Raw genomic sequence first — 13,703 nt, 5'->3', positions numbered from 1 at the left:
ACGTGCTCCCGTCCGTCCAGTATGAGAGGGCTCGCCCATGACAGGGGTGACGGGGCTCGCGACCGTGGCCGCGCCTGTGACATCGCAGTTGGCGGTGAACGTGTTCAGCGCGCAGTCGCTGCTGTCCGCCTTCGGCGTGCTGGGGGTCGGGGTGGTGCTGTTCGCCGAGACGGGGCTGTTGGTCGGCTTCTTCCTGCCCGGTGACTCCCTGCTGTTCACAGCGGGCCTGTTGGGCGCCGGGACGGGCTCCGGCGGCCCGCGGCTGTCCCTGGTGCCACTGCTGGTCGCCGCCGCCACGGGTGCGCTGGCCGGCTCGCAGTGCGGCTATCTGATCGGGCGGAAGGCGGGCGGGGCACTGCTCGCCCCCTCCCGCTCGGCCCGGCTGCGCCAAGGGGCCCGGCGCGCGGAGGAGCTGCTGGAGCGGTACGGACATGCGAAGGCCGTTGTGCTGGCCCGGTTCGTGCCGGTGGTGCGTACGGTGCTCAATCCCATGGCGGGCGCGTTGCGGGTGTCCCTGCGCACCTTCACCGTGTGGCAGGCGGCCGGCGGACTCGTCTGGAGTCTGGGCCTCGTCCTCGCCGGATACGCCCTCGGCTCGTCCGTTCCGGACGTGGACCGCTATCTGCTCCCGATGGTCGGGGTGATCGTCGCCCTGTCGCTGGCCCCGCTCGCCGCCGAGTTGTACCGCTCCCGCGGGGCGGCCGCGGGACAGAAGGGGGCGGAGGGATGATGCTCGCCTTCGACGGGGCCTCGATCGACGGTTCCGCCTACACCGACGTGGTGGGTCTGGCCCACCGCTCCCCCACCTGGCTGGACGGCCTCGTGTCCGCCTGGTCGACGTACGGGCTCGCCCTCTTCGCCGTCCTCATGGTCGTGGGCTGGTGGCGGGCGCGGCACGTCGGCGCCCGGCCGGCGCTGATCGCGCTGGCGGCACCGGTGACCGTCGTGGCGGCGTACGCGGTCAACGACGCGCTGAAACTGGCGGTGCGGGAGGACCGCCCCTGCCAGAGCCTGAGAGTGACGACGCTGGAGGCGTGTCCGGCGCCGGGCGACTGGTCGTTCCCCAGCAACCACGCGGCCATAGCCGCCGCGGCCGCCGTCGCGCTGCTCTTCGTCTCCCGCCGGCTCGGTGCGGTCGCGGTGGTGGCGGCAGTCGCGATGGCGGCGTCCCGGGTCTGGGTCGGCGCGCACTACCCCCACGACGTCGTGGCCGGCCTGGCGCTCGGGGCACTCGTCGCGCTGCTGCTCACCGCGGCCGTACGCAGCCGACCCGACGCGCTGGCACGGCGGCTGAGCGCGACAAGGCTACGGCCGCTGCTGGTGGATCCGTGAACCGCAGGGACGTCGGCGACCTGGCCGGGTCCGTCGGGCTGGGCGCCCTGACCGCGTTCACCGTCCTGGCCATGGTCGTGGCCGGCGGCGACGGCGACGTGCTGTTCAGCGACGAGGACCTGCACGCCTGGCCCTTGGGGCACCGCCCGGCCGTCGCGCTGGCACTGGCCCGCGGGCTCACCGCCACGGGGACGGGTGTGGTCCCGTACGTGCTGGCCGCATTGGCGGGCGTCATCGCCGCGCGGACCGTACGCGGCCGTCTGGTCACCGTGGGCCTGTGCGTCGCCTGCCTCGGGGCCGGGCAGGCCGTCCGGTACGGCGTGATGCACCTGACAGCCCGGCCCCGCCCGCCCCAGCCGGACTGGGCGACGCACGCCTCGGGTTGGTCGTTCCCCTCCGGGCACGCCACCACCGCGACCCTCACCGCCGGGCTGCTCGCGATCGCCGTGTCGGTGCGCGGTCCCCGCGGCAGGACCCTGCCGGCCCTCGCCGCCTGCTGCTGGGGGACGTCGGTCGGACTCACCCGCGTCTACCTCGGGGTGCACTGGTTCACCGACGTCCTCGGCGGCTGGCTGTTCGGCATCGGCTGGCTGGGGTTGTGCCTCGGCGCGGCGGCCAGGTGGCTGCCCGAGCAGGTCGTCAGCGGCGCCCCGACCGAGCCACCGGCTGCCTGAACGCATCCTGACCGGCACATCGTGCACTGCGGCGGGACGCCGGGCGGGCCACGGGCACCCTTCATCGAAGCTTCAAACGCCGAGCGGTACACGCCTTGTCGGGCGCCGGTCGCCGTGCCGGCATGCACGCGCCTCTCCCGTCTCCGACCTCCGTCGCTCGCCGTGGCCGCCACCGGGCTTCGACGACAACGGCGCACACCGCGCTGACCGGTTCCGGCGTGCTGGCCGTAGCCTGAGAGTCCGAGCCGGAGAGAGGCATGGACAGTGCAAGACGGACAGCACGACGAGCCCGGCGGGTCGTCCCGCAGACGGGCTCGGGGGGAGTTGGAGAGCAGCGTGCTGGCTGCGCTCTGGGCGGCCGACGGCCCGCTGACGGCGAGAGAGGTCAGGGACCGGCTGCCGGGCGACCTGGCGTACACCACGGTGCTGACGATCCTCTCGCGGCTGTACGACAAGGGGATGCTGATCCGGCACCGGGAGGGGCGCGGTTACGCCTACGAGCCCGGCCGGGACGAGGCGTCCCACACCGCCGAACGGATGCGCACCCTGCTGGAGCGCGGCTCGGACCGGGAAGCGGTGCTGGCCCGGTTCGTCTCCGAACTCTCCGAGCACGACGAGCGGTTGCTGCACCGGCTGCTGGCCGGGAATGACCACGCCGACCGCGCCACGCGGTATCCCGAAGGGCCGTGAACGGCGCGGATCAGCGTACGCCCCTCTCCGGTCACGGCCGCCCACGCCGGAAGGGCGGTGGCACCGACGTGGCGGCGGTCGCACGCCACCAGGCGGCCGCTGAGACGATGAGGACCAGACCCCCGCCGGGGAAGCTGTCGGAACCGTTCTCCCAACTCACCGAACCCGCCGCCGACCGGCCGGGGCCATCGGGGCTCAGTGGGCGTGGTGTTCAACGTCGCGCCCGGTGTTGGTGCCCGGAGGAGCCGTTTCCGGTCGCCGCCGGCGCCCCGCGTCGTCCCGCCGCAGCCGCATGAGAGGACGCAGCCGTGAACGCAGACCCCACACAGTGACCCTCCACAGTGCCTCGATGACGATGGCCCGGTTCATCTTGCTGGCGCCGCGCTGCCGCTCCACGAAGGTGATCGGCACCTCGGCGACCCTGAATCCCCGCTCGACCGTGCGACGGAGCAGATCGACCTGGAAGCAGTACCCCTGGGACTCGACGTCCTCCAGGCCGATCCCCCGCAGTGTGCGCAGGCGGAACGCCCGGAAGCCGCCGGTCACATCGCGGACCGGCAACCGCAGCAGCCGGCGGGAGTAGGCGCTGCCACCACGCGAGAGCCACCTGCGGGAGACAGGCCAGTCGACCACCCGGCCGCCGGGGACCCAGCGGGAGCCGAGGACCAGGTCGGCGCCCATGCCGAGCACCGCGAGCAGCCGCGGCAGTTCCTCGGGGCGGTGGGAGCCGTCGGCGTCCATCTCGACCAGCACGTCGTAGCCGCGTTCCATGCCCCATCGGAAACCGGCGAGGTAGGCGGCGCCCAGGCCCTGCTTGCCTGGACGGTGCAGGACGTGGACGTGGTCGTCGTCCGCCGCCAGCTCGTCGGCGATCTTGCCGGTGCCGTCCGGGCTGTTGTCGTCGGCGATCAGCAGATGCGCGCGGGGGACGGCTGAACGGAGCCTGCTCGTCACGGCGGTGATGTTGTCCGCCTCGTTGTAGGTGGGGACGACGACCAGGATGCGATCCGCATCGGTGTCCTTGCTCACGGGCAGCGCCCTTCCTGTCGGTGGAACCGCCGACGGCGATCTCTCCTCTACAAGATGTAGTAGGTGATCGCCTGGTTGCTTTCAGGGAGAGGCCACGTGAACGACGATCCGCGTACAGGCGCCGGTGCCACGGCCACCGCAGAGCCGCTCCCCGTGGGGGCGGCGCCGCACACCGTGCCGCTGGAAGCCCCTCCGCCGGACGTCGCGCCACCGCAGTGGCACCGGGGCATGACGCTGCTCGCCACGATCAGCCTGTTCATCGGCACTCGGGCCGCGTGGACCAGCGCGACGCTGTCCGCGCCGCCCGTCGCCGCCGTGATCTCCCTCTGTTACGCCGGGATCTTCGTCGCCGGGGTGCTCACCCTGGGGGTACGGACCCGCAGGGCGCTGACCCGGGTCGACGCCGGCGTGCTCGTCCTGGCGGTCACGCTGGTGCTGTGCGGGTACTGGCTCAACCACGCGGGCACCGACGAGGGGGCGCTCACCGCGCAGGCCGCGAGCGAGATCCTGCACGGGCACCCGATCTACGGGCAGCCCTGGCCATGGCTGTTCGACACGCCACGAGTCGGCATCACGAAGACGATGTCCGGCGGTGCCGACTACACCTACGGCTATCCGCCGCTGACCGCCCTGCTCGCCGCTCCCGTCCACGCCGTCCTCCACTCGACGGCGGCCGCGACCCTGGTGACCACCGGGGCGCTCCTGACGGGCACCGTGGTGCTGTGGCTGCTGCTCCCGGCGCCCTGGCGGTCGGCGGCCACCGCCGTGTGCCTCGGCTTCGGCTTGCTGCCCTCCTACGCCCGTGACGGCTACCCGGCCATCACCGCACTCGCCCTGCTCGTGCCGGTCGTCGTGCGCTGGCACCGTACCGGCGCGGGCGGGCGGCTCGGGCGGCACGGCGCACTGCGCGCCGTCTGCCTCGGCCTGGCCTGCGCCGCCCAGCAACTCGCCTGGTTCCTGACGCCGTTCCTGCTCATCGGGGTCTACGCCGCCCGGCGCGGCGAACTCGGACACCGCCGGGCGCTCGTCATGACCGCCCGGTACGCCGGAACCGCGTTCCTGGCCTGGCTGCTGGTGAACACCTACTTCATCGCTCAGGCGCCGGGCGCCTGGCTGACCGGCAGCCTGCTGCCGCTCACCCAGAAGGCGATCCTGCACGGACAGGGCGCCATGGGCATCTCCTACTACTTCACCGACGGCAGCAGTCGCCTGGACTACTACTCCTACGCCAGCATCCTGCTGCTCGTCGGCCTGCTCGCCGCGACCGTGCTGTTCGTCCGGCGGCTCGGCCCGGCCCTGACCGTTCTGCCCTGGTGCGCCTTCTACTTCGCCACCCGCTCCCAGGACGGCTACTTCCTGATGATGACGCCGCTGTGGCTGGCTGCCGCGGCGACCGTTCCCTCACGCGCCCTGGCCACGGCCTGGCAGCCCAGCCTGCCCCGCATCAGCGGCCGACGGGCCCGAGCAGCCCTGGCCTCCGGCCTGCTCGCCCCCGCGTTCCTGTGCACAGGCGTCGCAGCCGCGAGCCCGCCGCCGCTGCACCTGACCATCGACCGGACGGCGATCACCCACCGGTTCCCGTCCCGTACGGGGATCACCTCACTGGTCGTCCAGGCCACCAACACCACCGGCACCGCCATCGCCCCGCACTTCGCCACCCGCACGGGACAGGGTGCCTCCGGCTGGTGGGCCGCCAGGTCCGGCCCCGCCGTCCTGCGCCCGCACGCACGGGCCCGGTACGTCCTGCGAGCCCCCGGCGGCTTCCACAGCCTGCCCGGAGGCAGGCACCCGCGCGTCTACCTCATCGCCGTCTCGGGCACACCGATGACGATCACCACCACCCCGGTCCCGCTACCGGTCCGAGGCGGTGCGTGACCGGCGGCACGCACCAGGCGAAGGGAACACGGACACCGGCGGGGCGCGCAATAATCCAAGTTTCCCTGAATTCAGGATTCCCTGTACGATGAGGGGGTGCTGACTCTCGCCCCCGACATCGAGGTCCTGGTCCGTTTCGGTCGCGCGCTCGCCGACCCCATCCGCTGCCGCATCCTGCTCGCCCTCCGTGAGGCCCCTGCCTACCCCGCGGATCTCGCCGACGTGCTCGGCGTCTCCCGCACGCGACTGTCGAACCACCTGGCGTGCCTTCGGGACTGCGGCCTCGTCGTCACCGTTCCCGACGGACGACGCACCCGGTACGAACTGTCCGACGCGCGCCTCGGCCACGCCCTCGACGATCTGCGCACCGCCGTGATCGCAGTCGAGGCGGACCGGACCTGCGCCGACGCCGCGGAGAAGGGGTGCTGTTGATGGCCTCCGAGACATCCGGGATCTCGATATCCCTCGGCCCGTCCCCGGCCCGGCGCGACGCACTCGCCCGCCGGATACGCCTGCTGGTCGCCGCGACCATCACCTACAACGTCATCGAGGCGATCGTCGCGATCACCGCCGGGACGATCGCCTCGTCCACCGCGCTGATCGGCTTCGGCCTGGACTCCGTCATCGAGGTCTCCTCCGCGGCCGCGGTCGCCTGGCAGTTCTCCGCCGGCGACCACGCCGTACGCGAGGCGCGCGAGAAGACGACCCTGCGGATCATCGCCTTCTCGTTCTTCACTCTGGCCGCGTACGTCGGCATCGACGCCGTCCGCGCGCTCGGCGGCACCGGAGAAGCGGAACGCTCCGTCCCCGGCATCGTGCTCGCCGGCCTGTCGCTGGCCGTGATGCCGTTCCTGTCGGCAGCCCAGCGCCGCGCCGGCCGCGAACTCGGCTCCGCCTCCGCGGTGGCCGACTCCAAGCAGACCCTGCTGTGCACCTATCTCTCCGCCGTGCTGCTGGTCGGCCTGGTCCTCAACGCCATCCTCGGCTGGTCGTGGGCCGACCCCGTCGCCGCCCTCGTGATCGCCGCGATCGCCGTCAAGGAAGGCCGCGATGCCTGGCGGGGAGAGGGCTGCTGCGCCTCGCCCACCGCATCAGCGGTGCCGTCTGCCGACGTCGAAGAGGACGCGTGCGGCTGTCGTCCTGGGTGCGCATGCTGCGGCTGACGACCCGCCGCCCAACGGCCGCTGACGGCGCCAAGCGGCGTCCCGGACGACGAGTGACGGCAGCCGACGACAGGGTTCCTGCGGGCGCCGCGGTGGTTCTCAGACCGGTTCGGGTTGGGGTTCCGGTTGCCGCGTCGGTGCGGCCGTCGGTTCCCACCGTCTGGTGGTCCGTACGTAGCCGTAGATCACCGAGGTCATCAGCAGGATGAGAAGGGGGCCGGACACCTCCGGATGTCCGGCCATTTCCATCGGCAGGTAGCGGTACGACACCAGCAGCGCGGTGAAGACCGTGGTGCCGTAGAGGACCAGCTGGATTCCTCGCGGGTCCCAGCCGCGCTGGTGCGAGCGCAGGGCCGCCTCGATGGTGAGGGCGAACACCACGCCGGCGACTAGGTCCACGCCGTAGTGGTAGCCGAATCCCAGCGTCGCGGAGAGGGTGGCGATCAGCCAGAACGTGCCCGCGAACCGCAGGAGCCGCGGGGCCCTGCGGGTGTGGATGAAGATCGCGACAGCCCAGGCCGTGTGCAGGCTGGGCATGCAGTTGCGGGGGGTGATCCCGTCGTACGTCATCGGGGCCGGGGCGGTGATCGGCAACGGCGTGTGCGGCCACAGGTCGGCCGCCGCCCACTGCACGCCGCCGGTGCCCGAGGCGCCCGGGCCGTAGGCGAAGACCGGGCCGACCACCGGGAAGAGCATGTAGATGCCCGGCCCGAGAAGGCCGATCACCAGGAAGGTGCGCACCAGGTGGTGGCTCGGGAAGCGGCGTTCGGCCGCCACGTTGCGCAGCTGGTGGAACGCGACGACGACCGCGGCCACCGCCAGCTGCCCGTAGACCAGTTGGAGGAGATGGGTGCTGTACGGGTCGGTGGCCTCGACGATCCGGCCCGCCAGCCACGACGGGTTGCCGAGCGCGTGATCGGCCATCGCCACGTACTGGTCGAGCACCGTCGGGCGGGTCTTCGAGGTGATGAGCAGCCAGGTGTCGCCGGTCTTGCGGGCGGCCACCAGCAACAGGCCCAGCCCGACGCCCTTCAGCAGCAGGACGCGTTCGCGGCCGGTGCGGCGTGTGACGGCGACGACCGCGCAGCCCAGCATCACCCAGAGCGCACCGGTGCCGAAGACATGGCCGTCGGACATGTCGGCGTCGACGACCCGTCGCGCCAGCAGCAGGACGGCGTCGATACCGATCGCGGCGCCGGCCGCGATGAACCGTTGCCGCCAGGTGAGCACCACCATCATCAACGCCAGACCGCCGTACAGCGGCCCCGGCTTGGGGGCGAAGACCAGGGCCCGCACCTGGTTGGTGATCGGGCCCGGTTCGCCGTAGCGGCGTGCTGCGATCTCCAGCGTGATGAGGAATCCGCAAGCGATCACACCCGCCGCGATCCACAACATCGCGCGCCAGTGGCGCCACGCGCCCCACGAAGTCATGCCGCTTGTTCGCGAAAACGCCCGCGATGCCCTGGGTATCAATCTCTTGGCCGATTCATCCGAATGGCTGGGTCGATGGAGAGCGATGGGGGACCATCGCGAGTTCGAACATGCTATCGGAGTGCCGTGGCTCGGCTGCTGCGTCGGCCGGCCGGGGCGGCACCGCCCCTCTCACGAGCTCACCCGCATCGCCGTGCGGACCAGCCCCGCCACCGCCCGGGACCGGCTGTGGGGTGGCCAGGCGATGAGCGTCGTGACCGTCGGCGCGTCCAGTACCGGCACCGCGGCGAGACCCTCGCGCAGTTGGGTCCGGCACGACTCCGGTGCGATCCAGCAGGCGCGGCCGAGTGCGATCAGCTGGAGCAGTTGCGCGTGGTCCCGGGCTCGCGCGGGCCGGGGCCGTCCGGGTAGGTGCCGTCGGGGCCGGGCCAGCGCGGCATCGGCAGGTCGGGCAGGCCGGTGACGTCGGCCGTGCGGACGTGGGGCCGGCCGGCGAGGGGGTGTCCGGCGGGGAGGACCACGACCTGGCCCTCCGTGCCGAGTTCTTCGGTGTCCAGGCCGGCCGTGGTGTCGAACGGCAGGTGCAGCAGCGCCACGTCGGCCCGGCCGTCGCGCAGCATCGGTCCCTGCTCGCCCATTCCGCACAGCAGCAGATCGACGGTGACCGCGTCCGGTTCGGCCGCGTAGGCGCCGAGCAGTTCCGCCAGCAGTTCGCTGGAGGCACCGGCCTTCGTGGCGAGGACCACACCGGCCTGGCCGGTCGCGGCGAGCGCGGCGCGGCGGGTGCGGCGCTCGGCCGCCTCGACCGCGTCGAGCGCCGCCCGGGCCTCCCGCACGAGCACCGCCCCGGCTTCCGTCAGGGTGACCGCGCGGCTGGTGCGCTCCAACAGCGGCGTGCGGAGGCGCCGTTCGAGCCGGCCGATCGCGCGGGACAGCGGGGGCTGCGCGATCCCCAGCCGCTGTGCGGCCCTCCCGAAGTGCAACTCCTCGGCGACGGCGACGAAGTAGCGCAACTCCCTTGTCTCCACGCCGTCATCGTACTTCTGCGACCTCGGTCGATACCCGTGCGGTATCGCTGCCCACCCGATCGGTGTTGGCCGGTCGCCGCCCGGCCCGGACAGGATCGACGGCATGAGCGAACAGACCATCGCGCTGGTGACCGGCGCGAACAAGGGCATCGGATACGAGATCGCGGCCGGCCTGGGCGCCCTCGGCTGGAGGGTCGGGGTCGGCGCCCGGGACCGGGAGCGGCGCGAGAGCGCCGTGGCGAAACTGCGGGCGGCCGGCGTCGACGCGTTCGGCGTACCGCTCGACGTGACCGACGACGCGAGCGTGACCGGCGCCGCCGGGCTGGTCGAGGAGCGCGCCGGACGTCTCGACGTGCTGGTCAACAACGCGGGGATCACCGGCGGTGTGCCGCAGCTGCCCACCTCGGTGGATCCGGCGACGGTGCGAACGGTCGTGGAGACCAACGTGATCGGCGTCATCCGCGTCACCAACGCGATGCTGCCGCTGCTGCGCCGCTCGTCGTCACCGCGGATCGTGAACATGTCCAGCGGCGTCGGCTCACTCACCCGGCAGACCACCCCGGGCAGCGACACGGGTCCGATCGCCGTCGCCTACACGCCGTCCAAGACGTTCCTGAACGCCGTCACCGTCCAGTACGCCAAGGAGCTCCACGACACGAACATCCTGATCAACGCCGCCTGCCCCGGCTACTGCGCGACCGACCTCAACGGCTTCCGCGGCGTGCGCACCCCGCAGCAGGGCGCGGCGGTCGCGATCCGGCTGGCGACGCTGCCCGACGACGGTCCGTCCGGCAGCTTCTTCGACGACGAGGGAGTGGTGCCCTGGTAGACCCGTCGGGAGCCGCGGTTCCGTTCAGCTGAAGGGAACGGCGTCGGCCGCGGAGGTGTGCCAGTTGGCCTCTCGGTGCTTCTCGATCACTGTGAGGGGGCTGGGAGCCGGGAGGATCCCGGCGTCGTCGTTCCCGGACGACGCCGTCGCCGATCGGTGACATGTCCACGTAGTTGCCCGTCGGGTGTGCCTCCACCCGGATGTGACCTTCCTCGCGGGAGCGGGATTCCGGCGCGCTCGCCGCCGTGCCGTCCGTCGACGGCGGCGGCAGCGGCACATCTGCCGTCGGTGGAGGTCACAGGGCTGGGACGCGAGGGCGCGGCAGGAAGGGCCATGCCCTCGGACGGCAATATCTGTGCTCGCAAAATGAGAAAGAGAAGCGGGGCCCGCCGAATATTCCTCGAACGCCGTCCGCAACGGAAATTTCGCACAGCACAGGCCCGATCGCACCGTGCTACTGTCGATCTCAGTTGCAGGTGTGGTTGCCAGAAGGTTCATTTCCTACGGGGTAATCATCACGGCGACACGGAATTCACACAGGGTGGGTTCCTGAAACCGCCTCCGAAGGAGAAACAAAATGGCTACTGGCACCGTGAAGTGGTTCAACTCTGAAAAGGGCTTCGGCTTCATCGAGCAGGACGGCGGCGGCGCCGACGTCTTCGCCCACTACTCGAACATCGCCGCCCAGGGCTTCCGCGAGCTGCTGGAAGGCCAGAAGGTGTCGTTCGACATCGCGCAGGGCCAGAAGGGCCCGACGGCCGAGAACATCGTGCCCGCCTGACACCGGCGCTCGCGCATATTTCGCAGCTGGGGCCCGCACCTCTGGGGTGCGGGCCCCAGCTCGCTGTTTTCCCCGCCGGTCCGAACCGGCCGTATCGACTTCGGCTCGTCTCGAGATTCTCTGCGCCGCTCCTCTGCTGCGGGATTTCCTTGCTACGCGCCCGTCAAGGAAGGTCCCGCATGAAGCGTGCCCACACATCCCGTACCCGTGACCGTTTCGCAGGAGGCGACGGCGCCGCCCGCCGCTCCGGTGGACCGCGCCGCGCTCAGAGCTACGGCAGCCGCCGGGCTCCCCAGGGCGAGTTCGCCCTGCCGAAGACGGTCACACCCCCGCTGCCCGCCGTCGAGTCGTTCGCCGACCTCGGCATGCCCGCGCGGCTGCTTGCCACGCTCGGCCACGAGGGCGTGACCACGCCGTTCCCGATCCAGGCCGCGACCCTGCCGAACTCCCTGGCCGGCCGTGATGTCCTGGGCCGTGGCCGCACCGGCTCGGGCAAGACCCTGGCCTTCGGTCTCGCCGTGCTGGCCCGTACGGCGGGGAAGCGCGCCGAGCCGCGGCAGCCGCTCGCCCTCGTCCTCGTACCCACCCGTGAGCTCGCCCAGCAGGTCACCGACGCGCTCACTCCCTACGCCCGCTCCGTGAGCCTGCGGCTGGCCACCGTCGTCGGCGGGATGTCCCTCGGCCGGCAGGCCGGTGCGCTGCGCGCCGGAACCGAGGTGGTCGTCGCGACACCGGGGCGGCTCAAGGACCTCATCGACCGGGGCGACTGCCGGCTGGACGATGTCGGCGTCACGGTGCTCGACGAGGCCGACCAGATGGCCGACATGGGCTTCATGCCCCAGGTCACGGCTCTGCTCGACCAGGTGCGTCCCGGCGGGCAGCGGATGCTGTTCTCCGCCACGCTGGACCGCAACGTCGACCGGCTGGTCCGCACCTACCTGCACGACCCGGTGGTGCACTCCGTCGACCCGTCGGCGGGCGCCGTCACCACGATGGAGCACCACGTACTCCATGTGCACGACGCGGACAAGCACCGCACGACCACCGAGATCGCGGCGCGGGACGGCCGCGTGATCATGTTCCTCGACACCAAGCACGCCGTGGACCGGCTGACCCAGCACCTGCTGAGCAGCGGGGTGCGCGCCGCGGCCCTGCACGGCGGCAAGTCCCAGCCCCAGCGGACCCGGACCCTCGCCCAGTTCAAGACCGGGGACGTGACGGTACTGGTGGCGACGAATGTCGCGGCGCGCGGCATCCACGTCGACAACCTCGACCTCGTCGTCAACGTGGACCCGCCCAGTGACCACAAGGACTACCTGCACCGCGGCGGCCGTACGGCCCGCGCCGGCGAATCCGGCAGCGTGGTCACCCTGGTGACCCCGGGGCAGCGTCGCGGTATGAGCCGGCTGATGGCGTCGGCGGGCATCACTCCGCAGGTCGCCCAGGTGCGGTCCGGCGAGGCGGAGCTGAGCCGCATCACCGGTGCCCAGGCCCCTTCCGGTGTCCCGGTCGTCATCACCGCGCCGCGCGCGGAACGCCCCCGCGGCGCGTCCGCCGGCTCCCGGGGCCGCCGGGGCCGCCGCCCCACCGGCCAGGGCCGCCCCGCCGGCGAGGCGGCGCGTCCCAGGGCGCAGCGGCGGACCGGCTTCGGTTCGGCCGCGTAGCGCCCTGCGCCCACCAGCCATCCCCTCTCGGCAGGAGACACCCATGACGCCGGCTCAGACGCAGCACCACGCCATGGTCCACGCACCCCGGATCCGTGACGACATGACGGTCGAGGTGGCGCTGTCGCTCATGGCCGGGGCCCGGGTCGACCACCTGGTCCTCTGCGACGGGGACGACCAGTCCACGGGCCTGGTCACCCTGTCCCGGCTCAGCGTCTGCCGGGACGCCCCCACCTACACGGACCGCGTCCGGATCCGGGACGTCCCGGAGAGGTGAGGCACTGGCGGTCAGCCGCCACCAGGAACCAGGGAGGGCCCTGCCGATGCGCGTCGGCAGGGCCCTCCCTGTCATGTCGCCACGCGATCGGACCACCGGAGGCCTGCGTCCGACGGACAGCAAAATCTGTCTTTGTCGGAGTAGACATTGCCCCTCGCCATGGTTAGCATTCTTCTCGTAGACATGATCAGACGAGAACCGAGGAAGGACGGAGGAGCAGACGCCATCAGGATCGCCCGGCCCGGGAAGCCTCCGGTCCGGGTACCGCAAGACCCCGGAATGGATGGTGGTCCCCGGTCACGCAGCCGCGATCCCCGCACCCCTCCCGTCGTCGGGCCGGGTAGCGGAAACAGAAGGTCGGCACAGCATGAGGGCCGACAGATGGTGTTGAATTTCCTTCGGGGCCCTGGTGCCGTACGGCACCAGGGCCCCTCGACGCGTTGTACTACGAGGTGACATGGCAGCAGATACCCCGCTCAGCGACCGGCTGGACGACGACGACTACCCCGCCTACACCATGGGCCGGGCCGCCGAGATGCTCGGCACCACCCCGGGCTTCCTCCGGGCCATCGGTGACGCCCGTCTGATCACTCCGCTGCGCTCGGAGGGCGGACACCGCCGCTACTCCCGCTACCAGCTGCGGATCGCCGCTCGCGCCCGTGAGCTCGTCGACCGGGGTACGCCGATCGAGGCCGCCTGCCGCATCGTCATCCTCGAGGACCAGCTCGAGGAGGCTCAGCGCATCAACGCCGAGTACCGCCGCGCGGCGAAGGAAGCGGCCGCCGGTGCCGATCCCGGCCCGGGCTGATCACGTGAAAGCCGGGGGCCGGTCATCCGTTCCATGAAACCCCAGGTCGGCGGCCTGGGGTTTGTTGTTGCCCCGGCAGGTCCGGAGTCCCGTACCCGGGTGCCCCCGCATCAGGTCACCGT

14 protein-coding genes and 1 pseudogene are annotated in these 13,703 nt (G+C 71.9%); 12 read left to right on the top strand and 3 right to left on the bottom strand.

All coding sequences use genetic code 11. The annotated features are described in order from the left end of the window. Positions 1-37: 37 nt before the first annotated feature. The 4 genes from ACIRDU_RS13840 to ACIRDU_RS13825 all read left to right on the top strand — a co-directional run bounded on the left by ACIRDU_RS13840 (position 38) and on the right by ACIRDU_RS13825 (position 2,696). Positions 38-730, top strand: coding sequence for a DedA family protein (locus tag ACIRDU_RS13840; RefSeq protein ID WP_403578326.1), 693 nt, complete (start codon positions 38-40; stop codon positions 728-730). After that, complete coding sequence (locus ACIRDU_RS13835; RefSeq protein WP_403578323.1) at positions 727-1,332, top strand: phosphatase PAP2 family protein; 606 nt, start codon at positions 727-729, stop codon at positions 1,330-1,332. Before ACIRDU_RS13840 ends, ACIRDU_RS13835 begins: the two co-directional genes overlap by 4 nt. Then, positions 1,329-2,006 carry a phosphatase PAP2 family protein gene (locus ACIRDU_RS13830; RefSeq protein WP_403578320.1) on the top strand — a complete coding sequence of 226 codons (678 nt, stop codon included), beginning with the start codon at positions 1,329-1,331 and terminating at the stop codon, positions 2,004-2,006. Before ACIRDU_RS13835 ends, ACIRDU_RS13830 begins: the two co-directional genes overlap by 4 nt. A 264-nt stretch (positions 2,007-2,270) precedes the next feature. Next, complete coding sequence (locus ACIRDU_RS13825) at positions 2,271-2,696, top strand: BlaI/MecI/CopY family transcriptional regulator (protein WP_403578317.1); 426 nt, start codon at positions 2,271-2,273, stop codon at positions 2,694-2,696. A 195-nt stretch (positions 2,697-2,891) separates the two neighbouring features. On the opposite strand, the gene ACIRDU_RS13820 is transcribed toward ACIRDU_RS13825, so the two are convergent. Continuing rightward, positions 2,892-3,725: a polyprenol monophosphomannose synthase gene (locus ACIRDU_RS13820; protein ID WP_403578314.1), complete on the bottom strand. Its 834-nt coding sequence runs from the start codon at positions 3,723-3,725 to the stop codon at positions 2,892-2,894. A gap of 96 nt (positions 3,726-3,821) precedes the next feature. Between ACIRDU_RS13820 and ACIRDU_RS13815 the strand changes: the two genes are divergently transcribed. The 3 genes from ACIRDU_RS13815 to ACIRDU_RS13805 all read left to right on the top strand — a co-directional run bounded on the left by ACIRDU_RS13815 (position 3,822) and on the right by ACIRDU_RS13805 (position 6,763). Next, positions 3,822-5,600: a hypothetical protein gene (locus tag ACIRDU_RS13815; protein WP_403578311.1), complete on the top strand. Its 1,779-nt coding sequence runs from the start codon at positions 3,822-3,824 to the stop codon at positions 5,598-5,600. A gap of 96 nt (positions 5,601-5,696) precedes the next feature. Continuing rightward, a complete protein-coding gene (locus tag ACIRDU_RS13810; RefSeq protein ID WP_403578308.1) occupies positions 5,697-6,032 on the top strand; it encodes an ArsR/SmtB family transcription factor in 336 nt (111 codons plus the stop codon). Next, on the top strand, positions 6,032-6,763 hold the full coding sequence (locus ACIRDU_RS13805) for a cation transporter (RefSeq protein WP_403578305.1): 732 nt from the start codon (positions 6,032-6,034) through the stop codon (positions 6,761-6,763). Before ACIRDU_RS13810 ends, ACIRDU_RS13805 begins: the two co-directional genes overlap by 1 nt. Before the next feature lie 99 nt (positions 6,764-6,862). Here the strand turns inward: ACIRDU_RS13805 and ACIRDU_RS13800 are convergent, their stop codons facing one another. Together ACIRDU_RS13800 and ACIRDU_RS13795 are read right to left on the bottom strand one after the other, a co-directional pair. After that, the gene (locus tag ACIRDU_RS13800) at positions 6,863-8,194 is read right to left on the bottom strand and encodes a phosphatase PAP2 family protein (protein WP_403578303.1); all 1,332 of its coding nucleotides are present in this window, start codon (positions 8,192-8,194) and stop codon (positions 6,863-6,865) included. Positions 8,195-8,365: 171 nt separating this feature from the next. Continuing rightward, positions 8,366-9,222 (bottom strand): annotated as a pseudogene (locus tag ACIRDU_RS13795) (LysR family transcriptional regulator). A 103-nt stretch (positions 9,223-9,325) separates the two neighbouring features. On the opposite strand from ACIRDU_RS13795, the gene ACIRDU_RS13790 reads away from it, so the two are divergent. The 5 genes from ACIRDU_RS13790 to ACIRDU_RS13770 all read left to right on the top strand — a co-directional run bounded on the left by ACIRDU_RS13790 (position 9,326) and on the right by ACIRDU_RS13770 (position 13,581). After that, positions 9,326-10,051, top strand: coding sequence for an SDR family oxidoreductase (locus tag ACIRDU_RS13790; RefSeq protein WP_403578300.1), 726 nt, complete (start codon positions 9,326-9,328; stop codon positions 10,049-10,051). A 577-nt stretch (positions 10,052-10,628) separates the two neighbouring features. Next, positions 10,629-10,832, top strand: coding sequence for a cold-shock protein (locus tag ACIRDU_RS13785; protein WP_020119326.1), 204 nt, complete (start codon positions 10,629-10,631; stop codon positions 10,830-10,832). Positions 10,833-11,011: 179 nt separating this feature from the next. Continuing rightward, positions 11,012-12,496 carry a DEAD/DEAH box helicase gene (locus ACIRDU_RS13780; RefSeq protein ID WP_403578297.1) on the top strand — a complete coding sequence of 495 codons (1,485 nt, stop codon included), beginning with the start codon at positions 11,012-11,014 and terminating at the stop codon, positions 12,494-12,496. 43 nt (positions 12,497-12,539) lie between these two features. Continuing rightward, a complete protein-coding gene (locus tag ACIRDU_RS13775; protein ID WP_403578294.1) occupies positions 12,540-12,773 on the top strand; it encodes a CBS domain-containing protein in 234 nt (77 codons plus the stop codon). 457 nt (positions 12,774-13,230) lie between these two features. Then, positions 13,231-13,581 (top strand): MerR family transcriptional regulator, encoded by a 351-nt coding sequence (locus ACIRDU_RS13770; RefSeq protein ID WP_403578291.1) that lies wholly within the window; start codon positions 13,231-13,233, stop codon positions 13,579-13,581. Positions 13,582-13,703 lie beyond the last annotated feature (122 nt).

It is taken from the genome of Streptomyces sp. NPDC093598, assembly GCF_044764825.1.
Lineage (GTDB): Bacteria > Actinomycetota > Actinomycetes > Streptomycetales > Streptomycetaceae > Streptomyces.
The sequence above is the reverse complement of the archived record's forward strand: the minus strand, read 5'-3'. Positions and strand labels throughout refer to the sequence as shown.